Annotated in this window: 17 protein-coding genes and 1 tRNA gene; 9 read left to right on the forward strand and 9 right to left on the reverse strand. The window is 35.0% G+C overall.

The features are described 5' to 3' along the window. Window positions 1-162: 162 nt before the first annotated feature. Together xseA and xseB are read left to right on the forward strand one after the other, a co-directional pair. Window positions 163-1,650, forward strand: coding sequence for an exodeoxyribonuclease VII large subunit (gene xseA, locus AWV75_RS11185; protein ID WP_060874465.1), 1,488 nt, complete (start codon window positions 163-165; stop codon window positions 1,648-1,650). After that, window positions 1,611-1,805, forward strand: coding sequence for an exodeoxyribonuclease VII small subunit (xseB, locus tag AWV75_RS11190; protein WP_060874447.1), 195 nt, complete (start codon window positions 1,611-1,613; stop codon window positions 1,803-1,805). The genes xseA and xseB overlap by 40 nt, the downstream gene beginning before the upstream one ends. A 39-nt stretch (window positions 1,806-1,844) precedes the next feature. On the opposite strand, the gene AWV75_RS11195 is transcribed toward xseB, so the two are convergent. The 3 genes from AWV75_RS11195 to AWV75_RS11205 form a co-directional block, all read right to left on the reverse strand. After that, window positions 1,845-3,191, reverse strand: coding sequence for a mechanosensitive ion channel family protein (locus AWV75_RS11195; RefSeq protein ID WP_060874448.1), 1,347 nt, complete (start codon window positions 3,189-3,191; stop codon window positions 1,845-1,847). Window positions 3,192-3,338: 147 nt separating this feature from the next. After that, window positions 3,339-4,241 carry an OmpA/MotB family protein gene (locus AWV75_RS11200; RefSeq protein ID WP_060874449.1) on the reverse strand — a complete coding sequence of 301 codons (903 nt, stop codon included), beginning with the start codon at window positions 4,239-4,241 and terminating at the stop codon, window positions 3,339-3,341. A 23-nt stretch (window positions 4,242-4,264) separates the two neighbouring features. Further along, the gene (locus AWV75_RS11205) at window positions 4,265-5,032 is read right to left on the reverse strand and encodes an exodeoxyribonuclease III (RefSeq protein ID WP_060874450.1); all 768 of its coding nucleotides are present in this window, start codon (window positions 5,030-5,032) and stop codon (window positions 4,265-4,267) included. A gap of 370 nt (window positions 5,033-5,402) precedes the next feature. On the opposite strand from AWV75_RS11205, the gene AWV75_RS11210 reads away from it, so the two are divergent. The 3 genes from AWV75_RS11210 (at window position 5,403) to AWV75_RS11220 (ending at window position 8,543) form a co-directional block, all read left to right on the forward strand. Continuing rightward, entirely contained in the window at window positions 5,403-7,226 is a 1,824-nt protein-coding gene (locus tag AWV75_RS11210) for a GNAT family N-acyltransferase (protein ID WP_060874451.1), read from the forward strand. 264 nt (window positions 7,227-7,490) lie between these two features. After that, window positions 7,491-7,910 (forward strand): hypothetical protein, encoded by a 420-nt coding sequence (locus tag AWV75_RS11215; RefSeq protein WP_060874452.1) that lies wholly within the window; start codon window positions 7,491-7,493, stop codon window positions 7,908-7,910. A gap of 189 nt (window positions 7,911-8,099) precedes the next feature. Next, complete coding sequence (locus AWV75_RS11220; protein ID WP_060874453.1) at window positions 8,100-8,543, forward strand: hypothetical protein; 444 nt, start codon at window positions 8,100-8,102, stop codon at window positions 8,541-8,543. 64 nt (window positions 8,544-8,607) lie between these two features. On the opposite strand, the gene AWV75_RS11225 is transcribed toward AWV75_RS11220, so the two are convergent. The 5 genes from AWV75_RS11225 to serS form a co-directional block, all read right to left on the reverse strand. Next, window positions 8,608-9,555 carry a 2-hydroxyacid dehydrogenase gene (locus tag AWV75_RS11225; RefSeq protein WP_060874466.1) on the reverse strand — a complete coding sequence of 316 codons (948 nt, stop codon included), beginning with the start codon at window positions 9,553-9,555 and terminating at the stop codon, window positions 8,608-8,610. A gap of 10 nt (window positions 9,556-9,565) precedes the next feature. Beyond that, window positions 9,566-10,918, reverse strand: coding sequence for a magnesium transporter (mgtE, locus tag AWV75_RS11230; protein ID WP_060874454.1), 1,353 nt, complete (start codon window positions 10,916-10,918; stop codon window positions 9,566-9,568). Beyond that, window positions 10,899-11,687 carry a 16S rRNA (adenine(1518)-N(6)/adenine(1519)-N(6))-dimethyltransferase RsmA gene (gene rsmA / locus AWV75_RS11235; protein WP_060874455.1) on the reverse strand — a complete coding sequence of 263 codons (789 nt, stop codon included), beginning with the start codon at window positions 11,685-11,687 and terminating at the stop codon, window positions 10,899-10,901. The genes mgtE and rsmA overlap by 20 nt, the downstream gene beginning before the upstream one ends. An 11-nt stretch (window positions 11,688-11,698) precedes the next feature. Next, entirely contained in the window at window positions 11,699-12,010 is a 312-nt protein-coding gene (locus tag AWV75_RS11240; protein WP_060874456.1) for a DUF4286 family protein, read from the reverse strand. A gap of 94 nt (window positions 12,011-12,104) precedes the next feature. Then, window positions 12,105-13,376 carry a serine--tRNA ligase gene (gene serS, locus AWV75_RS11245; RefSeq protein ID WP_060874457.1) on the reverse strand — a complete coding sequence of 424 codons (1,272 nt, stop codon included), beginning with the start codon at window positions 13,374-13,376 and terminating at the stop codon, window positions 12,105-12,107. Window positions 13,377-13,714: 338 nt separating this feature from the next. Here serS and rseP point away from each other — a divergent pair, with 338 nt between their 5' ends. Together rseP and AWV75_RS11255 are read left to right on the forward strand one after the other, a co-directional pair. Continuing rightward, window positions 13,715-15,070 carry an RIP metalloprotease RseP gene (rseP, locus tag AWV75_RS11250; protein ID WP_060874458.1) on the forward strand — a complete coding sequence of 452 codons (1,356 nt, stop codon included), beginning with the start codon at window positions 13,715-13,717 and terminating at the stop codon, window positions 15,068-15,070. Between the two features lie 76 nt (window positions 15,071-15,146). Further along, window positions 15,147-15,220: transfer RNA gene (locus tag AWV75_RS11255), tRNA-Asn, on the forward strand. A 101-nt stretch (window positions 15,221-15,321) separates the two neighbouring features. On the opposite strand, the gene AWV75_RS11260 is transcribed toward AWV75_RS11255, so the two are convergent. Beyond that, window positions 15,322-16,311, reverse strand: a complete 990-nt coding sequence (locus AWV75_RS11260) for an Omp28-related outer membrane protein (protein WP_060874459.1) — start codon at window positions 16,309-16,311, stop codon at window positions 15,322-15,324. A 125-nt stretch (window positions 16,312-16,436) separates the two neighbouring features. On the opposite strand from AWV75_RS11260, the gene AWV75_RS11265 reads away from it, so the two are divergent. Together AWV75_RS11265 and AWV75_RS11270 are read left to right on the forward strand one after the other, a co-directional pair. Beyond that, entirely contained in the window at window positions 16,437-16,925 is a 489-nt protein-coding gene (locus tag AWV75_RS11265) for a TlpA family protein disulfide reductase (protein WP_060874460.1), read from the forward strand. A 3-nt stretch (window positions 16,926-16,928) separates the two neighbouring features. Then, on the forward strand, window positions 16,929-18,581 hold the full coding sequence (locus tag AWV75_RS11270; protein WP_060874461.1) for a DUF6029 family protein: 1,653 nt from the start codon (window positions 16,929-16,931) through the stop codon (window positions 18,579-18,581). Window positions 18,582-19,202: the final 621 nt, after the last annotated feature.

Below are 19,202 nucleotides of genomic sequence, written 5' to 3' on the forward strand. Positions count from 1 at the left end.
AAATACAGCGACAAATATAAAGGTTTGTTTGGACAATTAAATAATTGAGGTTTAGTTTTCCGCTGTCGATTTTTGAAATAGCAAATACAAGGAGTGTGGTGAATGTCATTCAAAAAAGAAAGATCAACCCGTTTAATTTTGTACTTTCGTATTTCGTATCCTATGTTAGAAAATAGAAAAATATTTACCCTACACGCTATCTTAAATCGTGTTCAGCAAGTTTTTGATGAACTTATGCTGGGGAAATACTTTTGGGTTAAAGTCGAGGTCCTCAAAGTGAACAAAGATCGTCGAGGGCACTACTATCTAGAATTAGTAGAGCAGGTAGATGATCAGGTTTTGGCGCGATGTCGAGCTACGATTTGGCAACGAAATGTCGAGCGCTGCGTGATTGATGGAGGTGAAGAATTAGATAAGGTCGTCAAAGAAGGTGCTGAAATCCTATGCTATGGTGAAGCTATATTTCATCCCGTTTATGGTTTCTCTTTGCATGTTATTCACGTGGATTATGCTTTTAGTTTAGGAGAAATTGAACGCAAAAAGCAAATGGCTTTGATGCAGCTGCAGCAAAAAGGATTGCTTCAGCTCAATAAGAATCAATCCCTACCGTTGGTCCTGCAACATATTGCTGTTGTAGGTTCTATAGGAACATCAGGGTATGAGGATTTTGTGCAACACTTGTTACAGAATCCCTATCATTTTACTTTTAACTTGACGTATTTTGATACACAAGTACAAGGGGAAGAAGCGAGTGCGAATATCATTAAACAGTTAGAGGTTGTTGCGCAAGGCACATTTGATGTTGTGGTTTTGATTCGCGGTGGAGGATCAAAATTTGATTTGGATGTGTTTAATGCTATCGAAGTAGCAGAACAAATAGCACAAATGCCCCTAGCGGTTTTCACGGGAATTGGGCATGAAACAGATAGTACGGTGGCGGATTATGTTGCACACACGTATTTTAAAACGCCTAGTGCCGTGGCTGCCTTTATCATTGAAAAAGCCCTAAAGTTTCAGGTGTTTTTAGAGCAGATGGGACAGGAAATAAAAGAAAATGCACGAAGAGTGTTGACCCACCATCGAACAACACTTCATCAAGTAGAAGAAAGAGTGACAAATTTAAGTACCTCTCTTGTGGTGGAAGAACAGGCGAAATTAACGCAGCAATCTACAGCATTGGGCTATTTAGTGAAGCAGTTGACCCAAGTAGCTAAGAGCGATTTGAGATGGACGGAACAAGCCATAGTCGTTGAAACGAATGTTTTAGTAAAGAAGAGAAGCAATACCCTATATGATAACGTTGCTCGATTGGGTGTATGGGGGAAACAGAAAGTATCTTTGGAGCACCAGCAACTCTATCGCTTACAAGAGATGATAACTACTCAGGTGCGACATACTTTAACTCGAGTAAATCTTCAATTGACGCAAACTACAGCACTGCTGTCTTTATATGATATGGAGCATATGCTGAAAAAAGGATTTGCCATAATTCGACATCAAGGAGCAGTAGTTACGGAACGAACAGTCTTACATCAAGGAGATGAATTAGAATTGACCTTATATAACAAACAATATAAAATTACGCTGGCAAGCATAGAAGAAATAGAACAATGGAAAAACTTACATATGAAAAAGCCGCAGCAGAACTAGATCAGATTCTCACGGCATTGAAAAATGACGAAGTCACAGTAGATGAATTAGCTGAAAAAGTAGAGCGCGCTTCTGTGTTGATTGCTTTTTGCAAGAAAAAATTGACGGCAACAGAAGAGAAAATAGAGAAAATTATCAATAAGTTAGACCAATAGCTGGGAAGTATAAATTCACAGCTATTGGTACTTTTATTTTTAGTGTTGGTGTGGGTTTTTAGATAGTTCATTGCTATTGGCGATGAATTGTCTTACATCATCAGAAGAAGGTAATTCGAATACTTCTAAATGGAAGTAATCAATAGCTGCTAAGACGTGATCAAAGATATCGGCCATGACGGTTTCATAAAAAGCCCAAACGGTACTATTCGTAAACATATACAATTCAATAGGCAACCCATGTTCTGTTGGTTGTAAGTGACGGACCATTAAATGATATTCTTTGTGAATATTTTGATTTTGTTGCGCATAGCGCAATACATAGGCTCTGAATAAACCAATATTTGTCATGCGACGTCCATTTACAGGCATGGATTGGTCTGCATTGGTGCTGATATTATAGTCATCAATTTCCTTTTGTCTTTCTTCTATATACGGTTTAAGCAGTTGAATCTTTTTCAATTCATTGATTTCATGAGGTTCTAAAAATCGAATGGACGACATTTTGATATTAATACTTCGTTTGATTCGTCGTCCCCCTGAATTTTGCATCCCGCGGTAGTTCTTAAACGAATCGCTAATGAGTAAATAGGTTGGTATTGTCGTAATGGTTTTATCGAAATTTTGAACTTTTACTGTACTTAGGTTGATTTCCAATACAGTTCCATCCGCACCAAACTTGGCCATTTCAATCCAATCCCCCACGCGAACCATATCATTGGTAGAAACCTGAATACTCGCCACAAACCCCATGATGGTATCTTTAAATACCAACATCAAAATAGCAGATGCTGCTCCTAAGGAGACTAGAAAGGTAACAGGATCTTTTCCTGTGATAATAGAAAAGATAATGATGGCAGAGAAAAAGTATAAAATAATACTAGATACTTGCGAATAGCTATCAATGGGTTTATCGGCTAAACGCGGTTTTGTTCGGGCATAATCTCTACTAGATCGAATCAACGAACGCAAAAGCAACGTAACCACTACAACAAATAAGATATTTGTTAGTGATAGAACAAAGCTAATGACATTGGGAAACCCGATGAAAAAGATAGGGAATAGGATACGAGCTAAGGTTACAGGAATCAAATGCGTAATATTGTGCAGAACCTTATTGTTTATAATAATATCATCTAATTGAGTTTTGCTTGTTGCAGCATATTTCCTCGCGATGACAATCACGATATTTTTTAAGATGTAATCGAGCACAACCATACAGAGTGAAAAAGCTAACAGCAGAACACCTGTGGTGACAATGTGAGTTTCTTGTTCGTTTAGTTGTAAAAAATGAAGGGAATCAAAAAACCATTTGTAAATGATATTTAAATCACTCAAGTTAATAATATCGTTGATGTCCTTTTGGTCAAGGGATAGAAAATACATTGTATTTGAATGTGTTTGAATGTGATTATGCAAGATAAACAATAAAAAACGCTTTTTATGTTAAGGCAATGGCAAATAAGTAAAAGAAAGTGTGGTTGTTTTTAAAAAAAGCTCTATAAATTTAATTATAGAGCTTTTGAATATCCATTATAATTGGTTTAGCATATCATTAATCTTATCTAGGTTAGGCGTAAGAATGACCTCAATACGTCTATTTTTAGCTTTTCCTTCAGTTGTACTATTGCTCATAAGAGGTGCGTATTCACTTCGTCCAGCTGCGGTAAGATTTTTTTTGTCGATGGACGCATTCTCCGTTAAAATAGAAACGATGGCTAGTGCACGTTTGGTTGATAAATCCCAGTTATTTTGAACACCATCACCTAAATTACCCAAAACTTTATCATTGTCTGTATGTCCTTCAATCAAAACAGAAATATCTGGATTCGCAGCGAGTACTTTACCTAATTCGATTACAGCATTGCGCCCTTCATCGTTGACCGACCAGCTACCCGATTTAAAGAGTAGTTTATTCTCCATGGAAACATATACTTTACCGTTTTTCTGTTCAATGGTTAATCCTCTACCTTCAAAGGCATTTAAGGCTTGAGATAAGTTATCTTTTAACGCTTTCATCTGTTTGTCATTGGCTGCTAAAATACCTTCAAGCTCCTGTACGCGTTTAGACTTTAAATCTAGTTCTGCTTTTGCTTTTGCCAATCTAGCTGCTTCTGCTTGTAGTGATTCTTCACTGTGTTTTTCTAGATTGGTATAAGAATGCTGCAAGTCTTGTAATCTGTTTTGAGCGGCTGAAATTTCAGCATTCAAATTTTGACGTTCTTGCTGTAAGTCTTTCAATTGTTGAGCCAATTGCTTTTTAGCTTGCTCCAAATCACTCATCGAACTATTGAGCGTAGCTAACTCGTCTGCTAAGCGTTGGTTATCATCCAAGGTCATTTGGTAATCTTGGTCAAGTTCATTGTAGAGTTTTCTTGTTACACAAGAGGATAGTAACGTAAGCGTTAGTAAACTGATGGACAGTCTTTTTATCATCGGGATGCGTTTTTAGGTTGAGTTTAAGCTTTTATTTCTACAACAATAGGGCAATGATCAGAATGTTTGACGTCTTGCAATATAGAAGCGCTTAGAATTCGATCTTTCATCGGTTCTGCAACCATGTTGTAGTCAATTCTCCATCCTTTATTGTTGTTTCTTGCATTTGCACGGTACGTCCACCAGCTATATTGATGGGGTTCGGTATGGAATACACGGAAACTGTCAATAAACCCATGGTCAACAAATTTATCTACCCAAGCTCTTTCTTCTGGTAAGAACCCTGAAACTTTTGCATTTCGAATGGGATCATGGATATCAATGGCTTTGTGACAAATGTTGTAATCTCCACAGATAATTAAATTGGGTATTTCTTTTTTAAGCTCCGTAATATAGGTAAAGAAATCATCCATGTATTGGTATTTGAAATCCAGTCGATCAATATTAGAGGCAGAAGGCAAGTACAGTGACATGACTGAAAAGGTATCAAAATCTACGCGTAAATTTCTTCCTTCAAAATCCATATAGTCAATGCCTGTTCCATATGTGATATGGTTGGGTTTTTCCTTGCAAAAAATAGCTACACCACTATAGCCTGCTTTTTGAGCAGAAAAATAGTATTGATAAGGATAGCCCGCTAAAGTAATTTCATCTGTTGGAATCTGATCTTCTTTAGCTTTGGTTTCCTGTAAGCAAATGATATCAGCCTGCTCTTCTTGCATCCATTCTAAAAGCCCTTTTTTGATTGCTGCACGAATTCCATTTACATTATAGGATATAATTTTTTTCATTATGCCTGGTTTTTTGTATGAAAATCAAAAATAGAAAAAATAAACATTCCGATGAGTTAAAAGAAGAAGGAGTGATGCGTTTTTAATTTTTAATTAGCATTCTAGTATTGTTCAATGTAAAACAAGTCTTATTGTTGGTTCGATTGATAGGGTTTGACTGTAGGTATAGTTAAAAAAGATAAAAAAAGAAATATTTATCTGAGAAGAGAATAAAGAAGAATAAATAATTTTTACATCATATATCTTTTTTTTAATCAGTTATTTAGGTCAATATCTTTGACAATGCTAGGGATATGCAGTAGAGGATGATAAAATAAAATAGATTACCTAAAGATTTTAGTATATTTGTCTTACTTAAATTTTCAAATTGATGGGGTTAGTAACAGCTAAGGAAGTAGCGAAGGCGATAAATGTGGACAAGTATGGTATCTTGGGTACTTTTACGGGGTGGTTGCTTATGAAGGCGCTTAAGGTTACCACATTAAATAAGATTTACGATAGAAATAAACATTTAGAAGAATTAGAGTTTTTAAACGCTATTCTAGAAGAGTTTCAGATTGAATTTCAAATCGATCCAGAGGAATTAAAACGATTACCTAAAAAAGGCCCGTATATTACCATCTCCAATCATCCATTGGGTGGAATTGATGGGATTTTGCTTCTAAAATTAATGTTGGAGCACGATCCTAATTTTAAAATTATTGCCAACTTTTTATTGCATCGTATTGAGCCTTTGAAGCCTTATATCATGCCAGTTAATCCATTTGAAAACAACAAGGATGTGAAGTCAAGTGTATTGGGATTAAAAGATACATTACGACATTTAAGTGATGGTAAACCGTTGGGGATATTCCCAGCAGGTGAGGTATCTACGTATAAGGATGGTCGATTGGTGGTTGATAAACCATGGGAAGAGGGAGCTATTAAGCTGATTAAAAAAGCGAATGTACCTGTAGTTCCTATTTATTTTCATGCGCAAAACAGTAAATTATTTTACTTTTTATCGCAGATTAATCCAACTTTGCGTACAGCAAAGTTGCCTTCGGAGCTATTGACACAAAAAGATCGTGTAATTAAAATACGCATTGGTCGTCCAATATCTGTCGAAGAACAGAATGAACATTATGATTTAAGTGATTATGGTAATTTTTTGCGCTTTAAGACGTATTTATTATCTAATGCTTATAAAGACGAAGACTCCCAGAAGTGGATTAAAGTTCCGTCTTTTAATTTTAAATTTCCAAAGATGGTAAAGGACATTGTCCCTCCACAACCCCTAGATAGAATCAAACAAGAAATAGAAGTTTTACGTGAAAAAGACTTCCGATTGTTGCAAAGCAAAAATTATGAAGTATTCTTGTGTAAATCAGATTTGATTCCGACAATATTATTAGAGCTTGGTCGACTTCGAGAGGTTACGTTTCGCGAAGTAGGAGAAGGGACAAATAATGAGCTAGATTTAGATCAATATGATAAATATTATCATCACATGTTCTTATGGGATAGCGAAGCAGAACAAATCTGTGGAGCGTATCGCATGGGACTGGGATCAGAGATTTATAAAAAATATGGAATTAATGGGTTTTATTTGAACGAACTGTTTCGTTTCGAATCTGAACTTTATCCGATGATGGCGCAATCAATTGAAATGGGACGTGCTTTTATTGTTAAAGAATATCAGCAAAAACCAATGCCTTTGTTTTTACTTTGGAAGGGGATTGTGCATACCACTTTGCGTTTTCCAGAACATCAATATTTAATAGGAGGAGTGAGTATCAGCAACCAATTCTCGGATTTTTCTAAGTCCTTGATGATTGAATTCATGCGCTCGCATTATTTTGATCCTTTTATCGCGCAATATGTTACACCTAAGATGGAATATAAGGTGAATCTAAAGGATGCAGATAAGGATTTGATTTTTAATGAGACGGAATCAGATTTAAATAAGTTTGATAAGATTATCGAAGATGTTGAGCCTGCTAAGTTGAGAGTACCTGTATTGATTAAGAAGTACATCAAGCAAAATGCAAAAGTAATCGCGTTCAATGTGGATCCTTTATTCAATAATGCGATAGACGGATTAATGTATATCAAAATTGCTGATTTACCTGAAAGTACAGTAAAGCCAGTGATGGAAGAATTTGAAGCAGAACTTGAACGAAAAATACAAGAAGAAGCAAATAAATATAATTAAGTTAAAAAAGGATGTCTCTAAACGACATCCTTTTTTTATCTCTAAAGTTTCGTTTTTTGAATGTGAAAATCCGTCCTAAATACTTCGTAATTTGATGAAAATAAAAAGACATATTGCTTTGGAATGTGTTTTTATTTGATAATTTAATTGCTTATCCTGTTGTTTTTGTTGATTATAATTGTTTTTGTAAATAAAAAATTCAGTATTTTTTGTATAATTCAAAAAAACGTATACTTTTGAGTTGTTAAATAAAAGTAAAAAACAATGTTCAGAAAAGTTAAGTTTTTTTTAGTTTGCGCGATGATTGCTATAAGTGCTTCAGCTTGTAGTTCTGATGATAGTTCTACCTCCACTAAAAAATCTGGATCGGGATATCGAGTTTCGAATGAGGAGTATGTGGTAGAGGTTGCTGGAACAAGGGATGTAGAATTTCAACGTATTGAAGTGGCTACAATTGATGGAAAAGAAGTTACTACATTCATTAAAGACAAGTTTGAAGGGAAAAGAGAATGGACTAAAGAATTTAAAAAAACGGTAAAACAAAAAATTACGGTTAAGGTATTGGCGTCAAGTGAAAATGAAGAATCAAAACTTCATATTCGCGTGAGAAAGAGCCAGAATATCATTAAAGAGGCTGAGTTTGAAGTGAAAGGAAAATCACTTTACGGAGAAATTATCTTTTAAATAGAAGTTAAGTTCAGCGTATTTATTTTCAACTTTCGTTGAAATAAAAGAGGAATAGTATCGTTATCAAAGGAACTCGTAGCATTTTATCTGCCCTATACTTTAACGTTCTGGCACTTAAAATGAGTAGTTAAATTTTTGAATAAGACAAAAAAAATCCTATTTTTGAATTGTTAAATAAAAGTAAAAATGATGTTCAGAAAAGTTAAGTTTATTGTAGTCTGTGCAATTATTGCGTTAGGACTAGCTGCATGTAGTTCAGATGATGGTAATCCTGTACTTAAATTAGATAAGAAACAATACAATGTGTTAATAGAAATTACCGATGATATTGAAATGGAACAGATTACGGCCTATTATTATGATGGCGTTCAGATCACGGAAGAAAAATTTATTGAACCTGCTCCTGTTGTAGATGAGGATGAAGAAGGGGAACAAGGACAAGAACCAAAAATAACACAATGGGATAGATCGTACACGCTAACAGTTGCTGAACGTGTAAGTATTGAAGCGAAGGGTGTGGGAGACAGTTCATCTTCTAGGTTGACTATTACAGTAACAGATAAAGATGGTTTTGTAGTGAAAGAGAAAGAAGCAAAAGGAAAAGACTTATACTTAGAAATGAATTTTTAGTTTGCTAAAAAACATAAAAAAAGGTACCTCATAGGGTACCTTTTTTTATGTTATACATTGTATGTTAGCTAAAATTTAATCGGATTTTATCCATGATAACTTGTGCTAATTTTGCTTTGCTTTCAAAGGTCCAGCCTGCAATATGAGGGGATAGTAAGACTTTTTCTGATTGAATCAAGTATTGCATAGGTTGAGGTAGCGTTTCGTCAGCAAACATATGTTCAAAGGAAGATTTCTCATACTCCAACACATCTAAGGCAGCACCTCTTACCTTTCCACGCTCTAGAGCAGCAACTAAATCTGCCGTGTTGACCGCTTTGCCTCGTGCAGTATTAATTAGCCAAAATGGCTTAGCCATTTGCTCTATAAAAACCTGATCAATAAGGTTGATTGTTTCGGGTGTTTGAGGAATATGCAAGCTAATGATGTCTGCTCTTTGTTGTAACGTGGCTAAAGAAACTTGGGTTGCATATTGATTGGATAAGTTGTCTAGGATATCGTGAAAAATAACCTCGCAATTAAAGCCTTGTAGGCGCTGAGCAAAAGCATTTCCCATATGACCATATCCAATAATTCCAACTGTTTTTCCTTCAATTTCATGTCCTCTATTGCCTTCTCGAATCCAAATACCAGCTCTTACTTCTTGGTCCACAAGATTTAATTTGTTGAATAACGTCAATAACATCCCCAAAGCATGTTCTCCAACAGCCGTTTGATTGCCTTCGGGTGCAGCGATTAAGGCAATTCCTTTTGATGCTGCAAAGGCACAGTCTATGTTTTCTAAACCAGCTCCAACACGACCAATGAATTTAAGTTGTGTCGCTTTTTCTAAGAAAGTCTGATCAATTTTAAATCGACTGCGTATAATGATGCCTTCGTATTCGTGTATTGTATTTTCTATAGTTTCTTTACTCGACGTGTAATCTTCTATATTGGTATACCCCATTTGAGTGAATTGCTCGATCATCAAGGGGTGGTTACTATCTATATGTAATACTTTTTTTGCTGCCATACTGCGAAAGTTAGAAGCCAAGAATGACTTTGGCGATGGAAAAATAAATTAAAATACCGAAAATATCATTGCTGGTTGTAATAAATGGACCTGTAGCCAAAGCAGGATCGACACCGTATTTATTCAATAGAATAGGTACAAAAGTACCAATCAAACTGGCAATGATAATTACGCTGATTAAGGCAATGGATACCGTAACACCAATAATGTAATCTACCCCTAGTAGAACGTGACTTCCAATCATCAAGAGGATTGCCAATAAGAAGCCATTTAATAAACTTAAAGAAACTTCTTTACCTAGGCGTTTCCAAATGGATCCAGAAATGGTGTTATTTGCAAGTCCTTGAACAATAATAGCAGAAGATTGAACGCCTACATTTCCCGCCATAGCGGCAATTAAAGGTGTGAAAAAGAAAAGTACACCAAACTTCTCCATGGCATCTTCAAAGCTTCGCGATACATTCACTGCAACAAAACCACCAATCATTGCGAGAATCAACCAAGGTAATCTTGCCTTGGTTAAGGTTAATATACTGTCATTGGTATCAACGTCTTGTGAAATACCCGCTGCTAATTGATAATCTTTGTCCGCTTCCTCTTTAATCACGTCCACAATATCATCAATGGTAATTCTCCCTACTAATCGTCCCATTTCATCCACTACAGGAATCGCTTCTAAATCGTATTTCTGCATGATACGTGCTACTTCTGTATCTTCGGTGTCTACTTTTACATAATCCACTTTAGGAATATAGACATCACTGATGTGTGTGGTTGTGGAAGACGTCAATAAGTCTTTGAGTGATAGACGGCCTTTTAAGCGACCTTCATCATCTACCACGTAGATGGAGTGAACACGAGAAACGTGCTCGGCTTGTTTGCGCATTTCTTTGACACAAGTTAATATGGACCAATTTTCATTGACCGATACAAACTCTTTCGCCATTAATCCCCCTGCCGTATCTTCGTCATAACGCAATAATTCGACAATGTCTTTGGCGTGTTCTAAATCTTCTAGTTCTAAGAGAACTTCTTCTTGTCTTTTTTCAGATAATTCTGCGATGATATCGGCAGCATCGTCGGTATCAAGTTCATCGAGCTCTTCGGCAATTTCTTTAGGAGAAAGACTCTTTAAAATCTTTTCTCGTAAATCATCATCTAAATTAAGTAATATTTCTGCAGTAACTTCACTATCTAATATATCGAAGATATAAATGGCTTCCTCTGTGTGAAGCTCATTCATAATTTCTGCTATATCCACAGCGTGGATATCCTTCAGAAACTCTAATAATTCAGCTTCCTTACCTGTAGCAATAAGTTCTTCGATTTGTAGAATAGTTTCATCACTGATTTTGAATTCCATGTAGTTCTATTTTTTTTGTAAGATCAATAAATTCTTCCACACCTAATTGTTCTGGGCGCATGTTGAAAATGGCTTCTTCTCTAATTTCATCGGGTAAACCAAAGCTTTTTAAGCTATTTCTCAAGGTTTTTCGACGTTGATTAAAAGCTGTCTTTACCACAGTAAAGAATAGTTTTTCATTACAAGGTAGGGTGTAGTTTTCTTTTCTACGCATACGCATCACTCCTGATTTTACTTTGGGGGGAGGATTGAATACTTGTTCTGATACAGTGAACAAATATTCCGTATCATAAAAGGCCTGTGTCAATACAGAGAGAATACCATAGGTTTTACTTCCTTTCTTTTCACAGATGCGTTCTGCTACTTCCTTTTGGAACATTCCTGAAAATTCTGGAACAAAATCGCGAAGTTCTAAAACGCGAAATACAATTTGACTTGAAATGTTGTATGGAAAGTTTCCAATAACAGTAAAAGGCTCTTGATTAAAAGCTTGTACAATGTTGAATTTTAGAAAATCCTGTGCAAAAATGTGACCGTGTAGTTTGGGATAATGTTTATGTAAGTAATCCACAGACTCGGTGTCGATTTCTACGACAAAGGTTTCGATGGGTTTTTCTAAAATATATTTGGTCAATACTCCCATTCCAGGACCGATTTCCAACACCTTGTTGTACCCTACTAAGGTAAGCGTATCGGCAATTCGCCTCGCAACATTTTCATCCGTTAAAAAGTGCTGTCCTAGGTGTTTTTTCGCTCTAACTTTGTCCATTAATTCTCGGTTTAGTGTTCGCTTATTAGCTCTAATTCTGTTTTAAAAGTAAGCATCATATCGCCAAACTTCTTACGTGATTCTATTTCAAATAAATCATGCTCTTCATTGTAATATTGCTGTAATAAATCAGCACTAGCTGTTTCGAATTGAATAGAATAGGTGATTCCGCCCATGTCTTCGTCTACTAAAACCTTCACCATTCGAGCTTTATTAAATTTCTTTGTGTTTAAGATACCAGGAATATAAAATTCTTTGATCCATGCCATCCACTCATCGTGTACACTTTCATGAATGTTTATTGTTATGTTGTAAATAATCATCTGATTTGAATTTGGGTTATGCAAAGATAAAAAAAGCACCAAATGTCTTTTTAGGATTTGGTGCTTTTCATATACTTATACGCGTAGCGTAAAATTAATCAATAATATCAAATCCTGTGTATGGTCTTAAGACCTCAGGTATCACAATGCCCTCAGGAGTTTGATAATTCTCTAAAATACCAGCTAATACACGTGGTAATGCTAATGAACTACCATTTAATGTGTGAGCCAATTGGCTTTTTCCGCTTTTGTCTTTAAAGCGCAATTTCAAACGATTCGCTTGAAACGTTTCAAAGTTAGATACTGAACTAATCTCTAACCATCGATCTTGTGCCGTTGAGAATACTTCAAAGTCATAGGTTAATGCAGAAGTGAATCCCATGTCTCCCCCACATAATCGTAAGATTCTATAGGGTAACTTTAATTCGTGTAATAATTCTTGTACGTGTTCTACCATCCCATCAAGGGCCTGATATGAATTGTCAGGGTGTTCGATACGCACGATTTCTACTTTGTCAAATTGATGCAAGCGGTTTAATCCTCTTACGTGTGCACCATATGAACCTGCTTCTCTACGGAAGCAAGGAGTATAACCTGTACAAAGGATTGGAAAATCACTCTCTTGTAAAAGCACATCTCTAAACATATTGGTAATAGGCACCTCCGCAGTTGGAATTAAGTATAAATCATCTACACCAATGTGGTACATTTGCCCTTCTTTATCTGGTAGTTGTCCTGTTCCAAATCCAGAAGCCTCATTGATTACATGAGGTACTTGGTATTCCTTATAACCTGCTGCTGTATTTTTATCTAAAAAGTAAGAAATTAAAGCACGTTGTAAACGAGCTCCTTTACCTTTATATACAGGAAATCCTGCTCCTGTAATTTTATTTCCTAATTCAAAATCAATTAAATCGTATTTTTTTGCTAATTCCCAATGAGGTAATGCTCCTTCATGTAAGGTTGGTATATCTCCATGTTGATGAACGGTGATGTTGTCATCTGCGTCTTTTCCAGCAGGAACAATATCATTCGGTACATTTGGAAGTGTATACAATAAATCCGTAAGCGCTGCAGAAACTTGGTTTAACTGTTCCGTTAATTCCTTGCTTTGTTCACGTAAATGAGATGTCTTTTCTTTGATGAGTTCTGCTTTCGCTTTTTCTCCACTCTTCATTAACTCGCCAATACTTTTGGATAGCTTGTTGGATTCTGCTAAGACATTGTCTAATTCAACTTGTGTTGCTCTTCTTTTTTCATCCAAAGCAAGCACTTCGTTTAGCACTTCCGTAACATCAAGATTTCTTTTCGCCAAGCCTTTAATCACTTGTTCTTGATTTTCTCTAATAAAAGCTATCTGTAACATATTATAAATAATGGTTTAAGATAACAAAGTTAGAAAATACTTTTTTATTATTTGCCTTTTTGTTGCTTTTCATCCTAATTCTTAGAGCGAAAAGATCTAAAAGGAATAGAAAAACAGCGTTTAGCGATTTTATGCCGTAATACTCCTTTTAAAATAACATGAATAATCGTCGGCTACACCTAGGTTAAAGATACGAATAAGATACAAATGAGATTGCTAGAGGAAGGTTTAAAAGAAAAGCGATGATTTAAAAAGAATAGTTTACTAAAAAAATGGCGGTTAGTTAAACTAAAATTTTATTTTTGCTTATTATTCAGATTTGAAACGAAATTAGTAAAATGGAAATATTGATTAAACTTTCTCAATTTTTATTGAGCTTATCCTTCTTGATTATTTTACACGAGTTAGGACATTTTATTCCGGCTAAATTATTTAAAACTCGCGTAGAAAAATTCTACTTATTTTTTGATGTGAAGTTTTCTTTGTTTAAGAAAAAAATTGGTGATACCGTTTATGGTATTGGATGGTTGCCTTTAGGCGGATATGTGAAAATTTCGGGAATGGTAGATGAGAGCATGGATACGGAGCAATTGAAAAGTGAGCCGCAACCTTGGGAGTTTCGTTCAAAACCTGCTTGGCAACGTTTAATCATTATGTTAGGAGGAGTGACCGTGAATTTCATTCTCGCTTTTGTTATTTATATCGGAATGACCTATGCGTATGGTGATTTATATATCTCAAATAAGGATATGAATCACGGAGTTTGGGTACAATCTCCTATTTTACAAGAAGCAGGATTGAAAAATGGCGATAAAATTATTGCGGTTGATGGAAAGGAAATTGAGCGTTTTAATGATGTAGGCTATGAAGTAATGATGGGACATCAGGTAGAAATTGAACGTGAAGGCGTGCGAACCAATATTGATCTTCCGGTAAATTTACTTGGTCAGTTGAGTGATGGTGCCAAAAAAGAAGGTTGGATTTCCCTGCGTATTCCTTTTATTATTGTTGGTTTCGCTGAAGATGTGAAAGATTCGAATGCCGCAGAAGTATTTCAAGCGAAAGATATTATCAAGAGTATTAATGGTGTTGAGACTCCTTTTATTGATCAAGTACGACCGATAATTGCTGAATTGAAAGAGCAAACAGTACCCGTGGTAGTAGACCGTGAGGGGAAAGAGGTTACAGTTCAACTTCATATTAATGCAGAGGGAGTAGCGGGCATTGCACCAGCACCTGGTTTATCAATCGAAACGATTAAACAGATGGGGTTATACAACATTAGTCAAGTGAACTATTCATTGGGTGAATCATTTGGTGTAGGTATAACGAAAGGAATTGAAAAAATTGGTGGATACTTCCAGCAATTGAAGAAAATTATTAAACCAGAAACAGGTGCCTATAAAGGAGTTGGTGGATTCAAAGCAATCTATGATATCTTTCCTTCTGTTTGGAGTTGGGAATATTTCTGGAATATTACAGCATTATTGTCTATTATGTTAGGGGTAATGAACTTATTGCCAATTCCAGCTTTAGATGGTGGTCATGTGATGTTTTTGTTATATGAAATGATTACGGGAAGAAAACCAAGTGATAAGTTCATGGAAAATGCACAAATGGTTGGCTTCTTTATACTTATAGGGTTGTTGTTGTTTGCAAATGGGAATGATATTTACAAAGCCATATTCAAGTAGAAAAAAAATAAAGCGAATGTGTTTGCAGAAATGAAAAATGATGTTATATTTGCACTGCATTTAAGGTAAGATACCTTCCTCCTTAGCTCAGTTGGTTAGAGCATCTGACTGTTAATCAGAGGGTCCTTGGTTCGAGCCCAAGAGGGGGAGCAAAAAAAGCTTGACAAGTAATTGTCAGGCTTTTTTGTTTATACAATAAGACATAAAAAAACCTATACTTCAGTATAGGTTTTTTTATGTAATTAAGTGATTTATTTCACTATTTGGTAGTCTTGTGTTGTATTTGCTTTCGCTATTTGTGCATTTTTCACAATACCTTTATCGTCCAATACAGCTACAACTACTTTTAAATTAGTAACGTTTTTAGCTGTGTAATTTAACGATACCGTTTTAGAGAATTCATTAGTTTCAGAAAAATCTGAAGCTGTAATTGCCGTTCCTAAAATATCGTTTGTTGCTCTTAAAACATTATCATGTTTAAAGTTTGCTTCCCATCTTGGGTTTCCTGAAGTATTACCATATAATGGTGTACCATTTGCTTGTTTATTAATTAAACCATCTTCAAGTACATAAACAAGGTATTTTAAATTCTTGTTATCATCTTTTCCTACCTTAATATTTAATGATACTTCTCCAGAACTTTGAGTTAATGTTGAAGCAATCTTAATTCCTATTGTAGAATTGTTTTTTAAATGATTGCTTTGGTTGATGTAATCTTTAAATACATTGTGGTCAAAAAAGTAAATAACATCATTCCCCTCTCTTCTACCAGCAAGTAAATCTTCAGGGTATTCCCAACGCGTACTTACCCTGTTCCAGTATAAACTTGGTAAATATTGTACACGCATATGTCTAGCATAAGTGTCTACAGCAGAAATTTTAAATGGATCTTGTGTGCTTTGAAAATGATCATGTACTGAAACTGGGATAATATGATCTTTATATTCACTTTCATTAACTCCTTCAATAATGAAAGAACCGATAGGGCAAGCAACACAACCTATAGAAGTGTAATCTTCTAAAATTACTTTTTGCATATAGTAAGTAGTACCTGTTTCACCTGGATTCTCTCCACCTGGGTTCTCTCCACCTGGGTTCTCTCCACCTGGGTTCTCTCCACCTGGGTTCTCTCCACCATCAGGATTTCCTCCACCAGTAGAACTACTGTCATCACTTGAACATCCTACCATGAATGCCATAGTGAGTATTAAAATTGCGGATTGTAAGATTTTTTTTCTCATGTTGATTTGTTGTTAATTAATGGTTAAATTATACACAATATTACAAATAAAAAAAACATAATAAAAAGTTAACAGTTTGTTTTTTTGTATATATTTACTTTTTAATTTAAAGTAAGTATTTTTTTATGAGAGTTTTTTTAGTATTACTGTTGCTAGTTTCCTCTTTGTCTATTAGTGCGCAACAAACTACTTTACCTTCAGTTGTGTTAAAGGATATGGATGGGAAAGCATTTAATATTAGTGATTTAGCGAAGGAAGAGAAGCCTGTGATTTTAAGTTTTTGGGCTACTTGGTGTGGACCTTGTTTAAAGGAATTAGGAGCTATTAATGATGAATATGCGACTTGGCAAAAGGAAACAGGAGTGAAGTTAGTTGCTGTTTCTATTGATGATGCTAAATCAGTAAAGAGAGTAAAGCCATTAGTAAATGGAAAAGGATGGGATTATCAAGTGTTACTAGATCAAAATCACGAATTGAAACGTGCGATGAATGTGACAAATGTGCCTTTTACTGCTGTTGTATATAAAGGAAAAATTGTATACAAACACACGAGTTATACCCCGGGAATTGAAAAAGAATTATATAAACAGGTAAAAGCAGCGCTAAAAAATTAAAATATGAAGAGAGTATTATTAGCAGTTGGTGTTTTTTTTAGTTTGGTACAGGCACATGCTCAGATTAGAGTCGGTTTAGAAAATAATTCACAGTGGTATGTAGATGATAAAAAAATAAAATTAGACCCAGTAGAAGCTGAAAAAGATCGTTTCCGAGCGAACTCTTATTTAAAAGTAGATTACGATTATAAAAATTGGTCGTTTGGAACCCAGTTAGAAAGCTATGCACCAAATCCTATTTTGAATTATAATCCAGAGTTTAAAAATTTTGATATTGGAACTATTTATGCGAGGTATAATAACGTAGAAAAAGGTTTAGACGTTACTGCTGGACATTTCTATGATCAATTTGGAAGTGGCTTGCTTTTTAGAGCGTGGGAAGATAGGCAGCTAGGAATTAATAATGCTATGTTTGGGTTAAATGCCAAGTATACAATAGGTTCTTGGGGAGAGATTACAGTATTAGGAGGAAAGCAAAGAACAATTATGGGATTTGATTTATCTAAATCTATTGTATTCGGAGGGGATTTGAATGTAGATGTTGGGCAAGTTGTTAATGCTGAGAATTTAGATTTAAGTGTGGGGCTTAGTTATTTAGGGCGATCATTGGAATCGGATGATTTAAATAAAGGATTAGATAATTTTACCTCTGGGTATTCTTTTAGATTTGATTACCGTCAAGGGGGATTTTATTTAGGATCTGAATATGTACTTAGAGATAAAGATTATTATGCTACTGCAATAAGTATCAATAAAAACATGAAATTGGATAGTAATGCATGGCTAGTTAATTTAGGTTATGCTCAGAAAGGACTATCTTTCGATCTTAACCTCAGAAGAATGGAGAATATGTCTTTTTATTCTGAAAGACAGTTTACCAAAAATGATTACCACCAAGGAGTGTTAAATTATCTACCTGCTTTAGTAAAACAATACGATTACTCGCTACAGAATATTTATGTTTATCAGGCACAAACGGCAGTTGATTTATTAGGTCAAAAAGCGGGAGAGATTGGTGGACAGTTTGATTTTTATTATGAATTTCCCAAAGGTAGTACATTAGGTGGTAAATATGGTACTAATCTTGTAATTAATGGTTCTTATTGGGCGGGATTGAAAACAGAATATGATATTGTAGACAAAGAATTGTCTTCAGAGTTTCTGTCTTTTGGGCAAAAAAATTATCGAGACTTAGGATTTGAAGTTAGAAAACGCTGGTCTAGTGAATGGTCTTCGATTTTTATGTATTTAGATCAATATTATAATGCTGTTGCGTTAGAAGGTAAATTTGAGGATGTTAAAGCTCAGATTGTAAGTGCGGAAACAACGTATCAATTTTTGGAAAATAAGTCTATACGTTTAGAAGCACAACATATGTGGGCAGATAAAGATAAAAAGAACTGGTTAGCTGGTACGTTAGAGTTTGCTTATAATGCGAATTGGGCTGTGTTTGTTAATGATATGTATAATTATGGTAATGATGATAAAGAGAAGAAAATTCATTACTATAATGCAGGTATTAGCTATACAAAAGGAACAACTCGTGTTTCAACGAGTTACGGAAGACAACGTGGAGGGTTATTGTGTGTAGGTGGTGTTTGCCGTTATGTAACAGAAGCTGCAGGATTAACAGTAGGAATCACAACATCATTTTAAGATTTTAGAGTTTTAGAATTATTATTTTGTTTTTGTATAAAAAGGAGAGCCACGCTCTCCTTTTTTTGTGAGATGCTTTTTTGTGAAGATGTTTAATTCTCTCCTTATATATAGGAGTGTTTTTTTTGTGGGATGTTTTTTCGCTTTTTTGTTTTTTGTAAAGTTGTTAGATTCTCTCCTTATATATAGTAGTGTTTTTTGGGAGGATGCTTTTTTGTTTTTTTGTTTTTTGTGAAGATGTTTGATGCTCACCTTATATATATAGGTAGGGTTGTAACGGCTATATATTCCAAATTTAATTTGTTTTCTACAAAAGGATAAAGGGTTTATTTCTTGGATTTCTAAGCGAAAAAGCAAAAAGGCAAAAAACCGCCACAGCTTTTAAAAAAAACTTTTGGCTGTAACGTGTATGATAATAGGTAGTTGCGATTTAAATCGAAAATACTTTAAAAAAAAGGGTGAATAAAGTTTGGAAGTGGGTAAAAAGTGTCTACTTTTGCATCCGCATTAAACAAGCAGACGTTCATAGAAAAGCACAAGAAAAAGACTTAAGGTTACTTCAAAAATATTTTTAAAAAATAAATTTGGATAATCGAAAAAAAGAGTCTTATCTTTGCAGTC

The organism is Myroides odoratus (assembly GCF_001549985.1).
GTDB classification, from domain to species: domain Bacteria; phylum Bacteroidota; class Bacteroidia; order Flavobacteriales; family Flavobacteriaceae; genus Flavobacterium; species Flavobacterium odoratum_A.

Coding starts and splice junctions, on each gene's coding strand:
- xseA (WP_060874465.1), top strand. CDS start 163: ATGTTAGAAAATAGAAAAATATTTACCCTACACGCTATCTTAAATCGT.
- xseB (WP_060874447.1), top strand. CDS start 1,611: ATGGAAAAACTTACATATGAAAAAGCCGCAGCAGAACTAGATCAGATT.
- AWV75_RS11195 (WP_060874448.1), bottom strand. CDS start 3,191: ATGTATTTTCTATCCCTTGACCAAAAGGACATCAACGATATTATTAAC.
- AWV75_RS11200 (WP_060874449.1), bottom strand. CDS start 4,241: ATGATAAAAAGACTGTCCATCAGTTTACTAACGCTTACGTTACTATCC.
- AWV75_RS11205 (WP_060874450.1), bottom strand. CDS start 5,032: ATGAAAAAAATTATATCCTATAATGTAAATGGAATTCGTGCAGCAATC.
- AWV75_RS11210 (WP_060874451.1), top strand. CDS start 5,403: ATGGGGTTAGTAACAGCTAAGGAAGTAGCGAAGGCGATAAATGTGGAC.
- AWV75_RS11215 (WP_060874452.1), top strand. CDS start 7,491: ATGTTCAGAAAAGTTAAGTTTTTTTTAGTTTGCGCGATGATTGCTATA.
- AWV75_RS11220 (WP_060874453.1), top strand. CDS start 8,100: ATGATGTTCAGAAAAGTTAAGTTTATTGTAGTCTGTGCAATTATTGCG.
- AWV75_RS11225 (WP_060874466.1), bottom strand. CDS start 9,555: ATGGCAGCAAAAAAAGTATTACATATAGATAGTAACCACCCCTTGATG.
- mgtE (WP_060874454.1), bottom strand. CDS start 10,918: ATGGAATTCAAAATCAGTGATGAAACTATTCTACAAATCGAAGAACTT.
- rsmA (WP_060874455.1), bottom strand. CDS start 11,687: ATGGACAAAGTTAGAGCGAAAAAACACCTAGGACAGCACTTTTTAACG.
- AWV75_RS11240 (WP_060874456.1), bottom strand. CDS start 12,010: ATGATTATTTACAACATAACAATAAACATTCATGAAAGTGTACACGAT.
- serS (WP_060874457.1), bottom strand. CDS start 13,376: ATGTTACAGATAGCTTTTATTAGAGAAAATCAAGAACAAGTGATTAAA.
- rseP (WP_060874458.1), top strand. CDS start 13,715: ATGGAAATATTGATTAAACTTTCTCAATTTTTATTGAGCTTATCCTTC.
- AWV75_RS11260 (WP_060874459.1), bottom strand. CDS start 16,311: ATGAGAAAAAAAATCTTACAATCCGCAATTTTAATACTCACTATGGCA.
- AWV75_RS11265 (WP_060874460.1), top strand. CDS start 16,437: ATGAGAGTTTTTTTAGTATTACTGTTGCTAGTTTCCTCTTTGTCTATT.
- AWV75_RS11270 (WP_060874461.1), top strand. CDS start 16,929: ATGAAGAGAGTATTATTAGCAGTTGGTGTTTTTTTTAGTTTGGTACAG.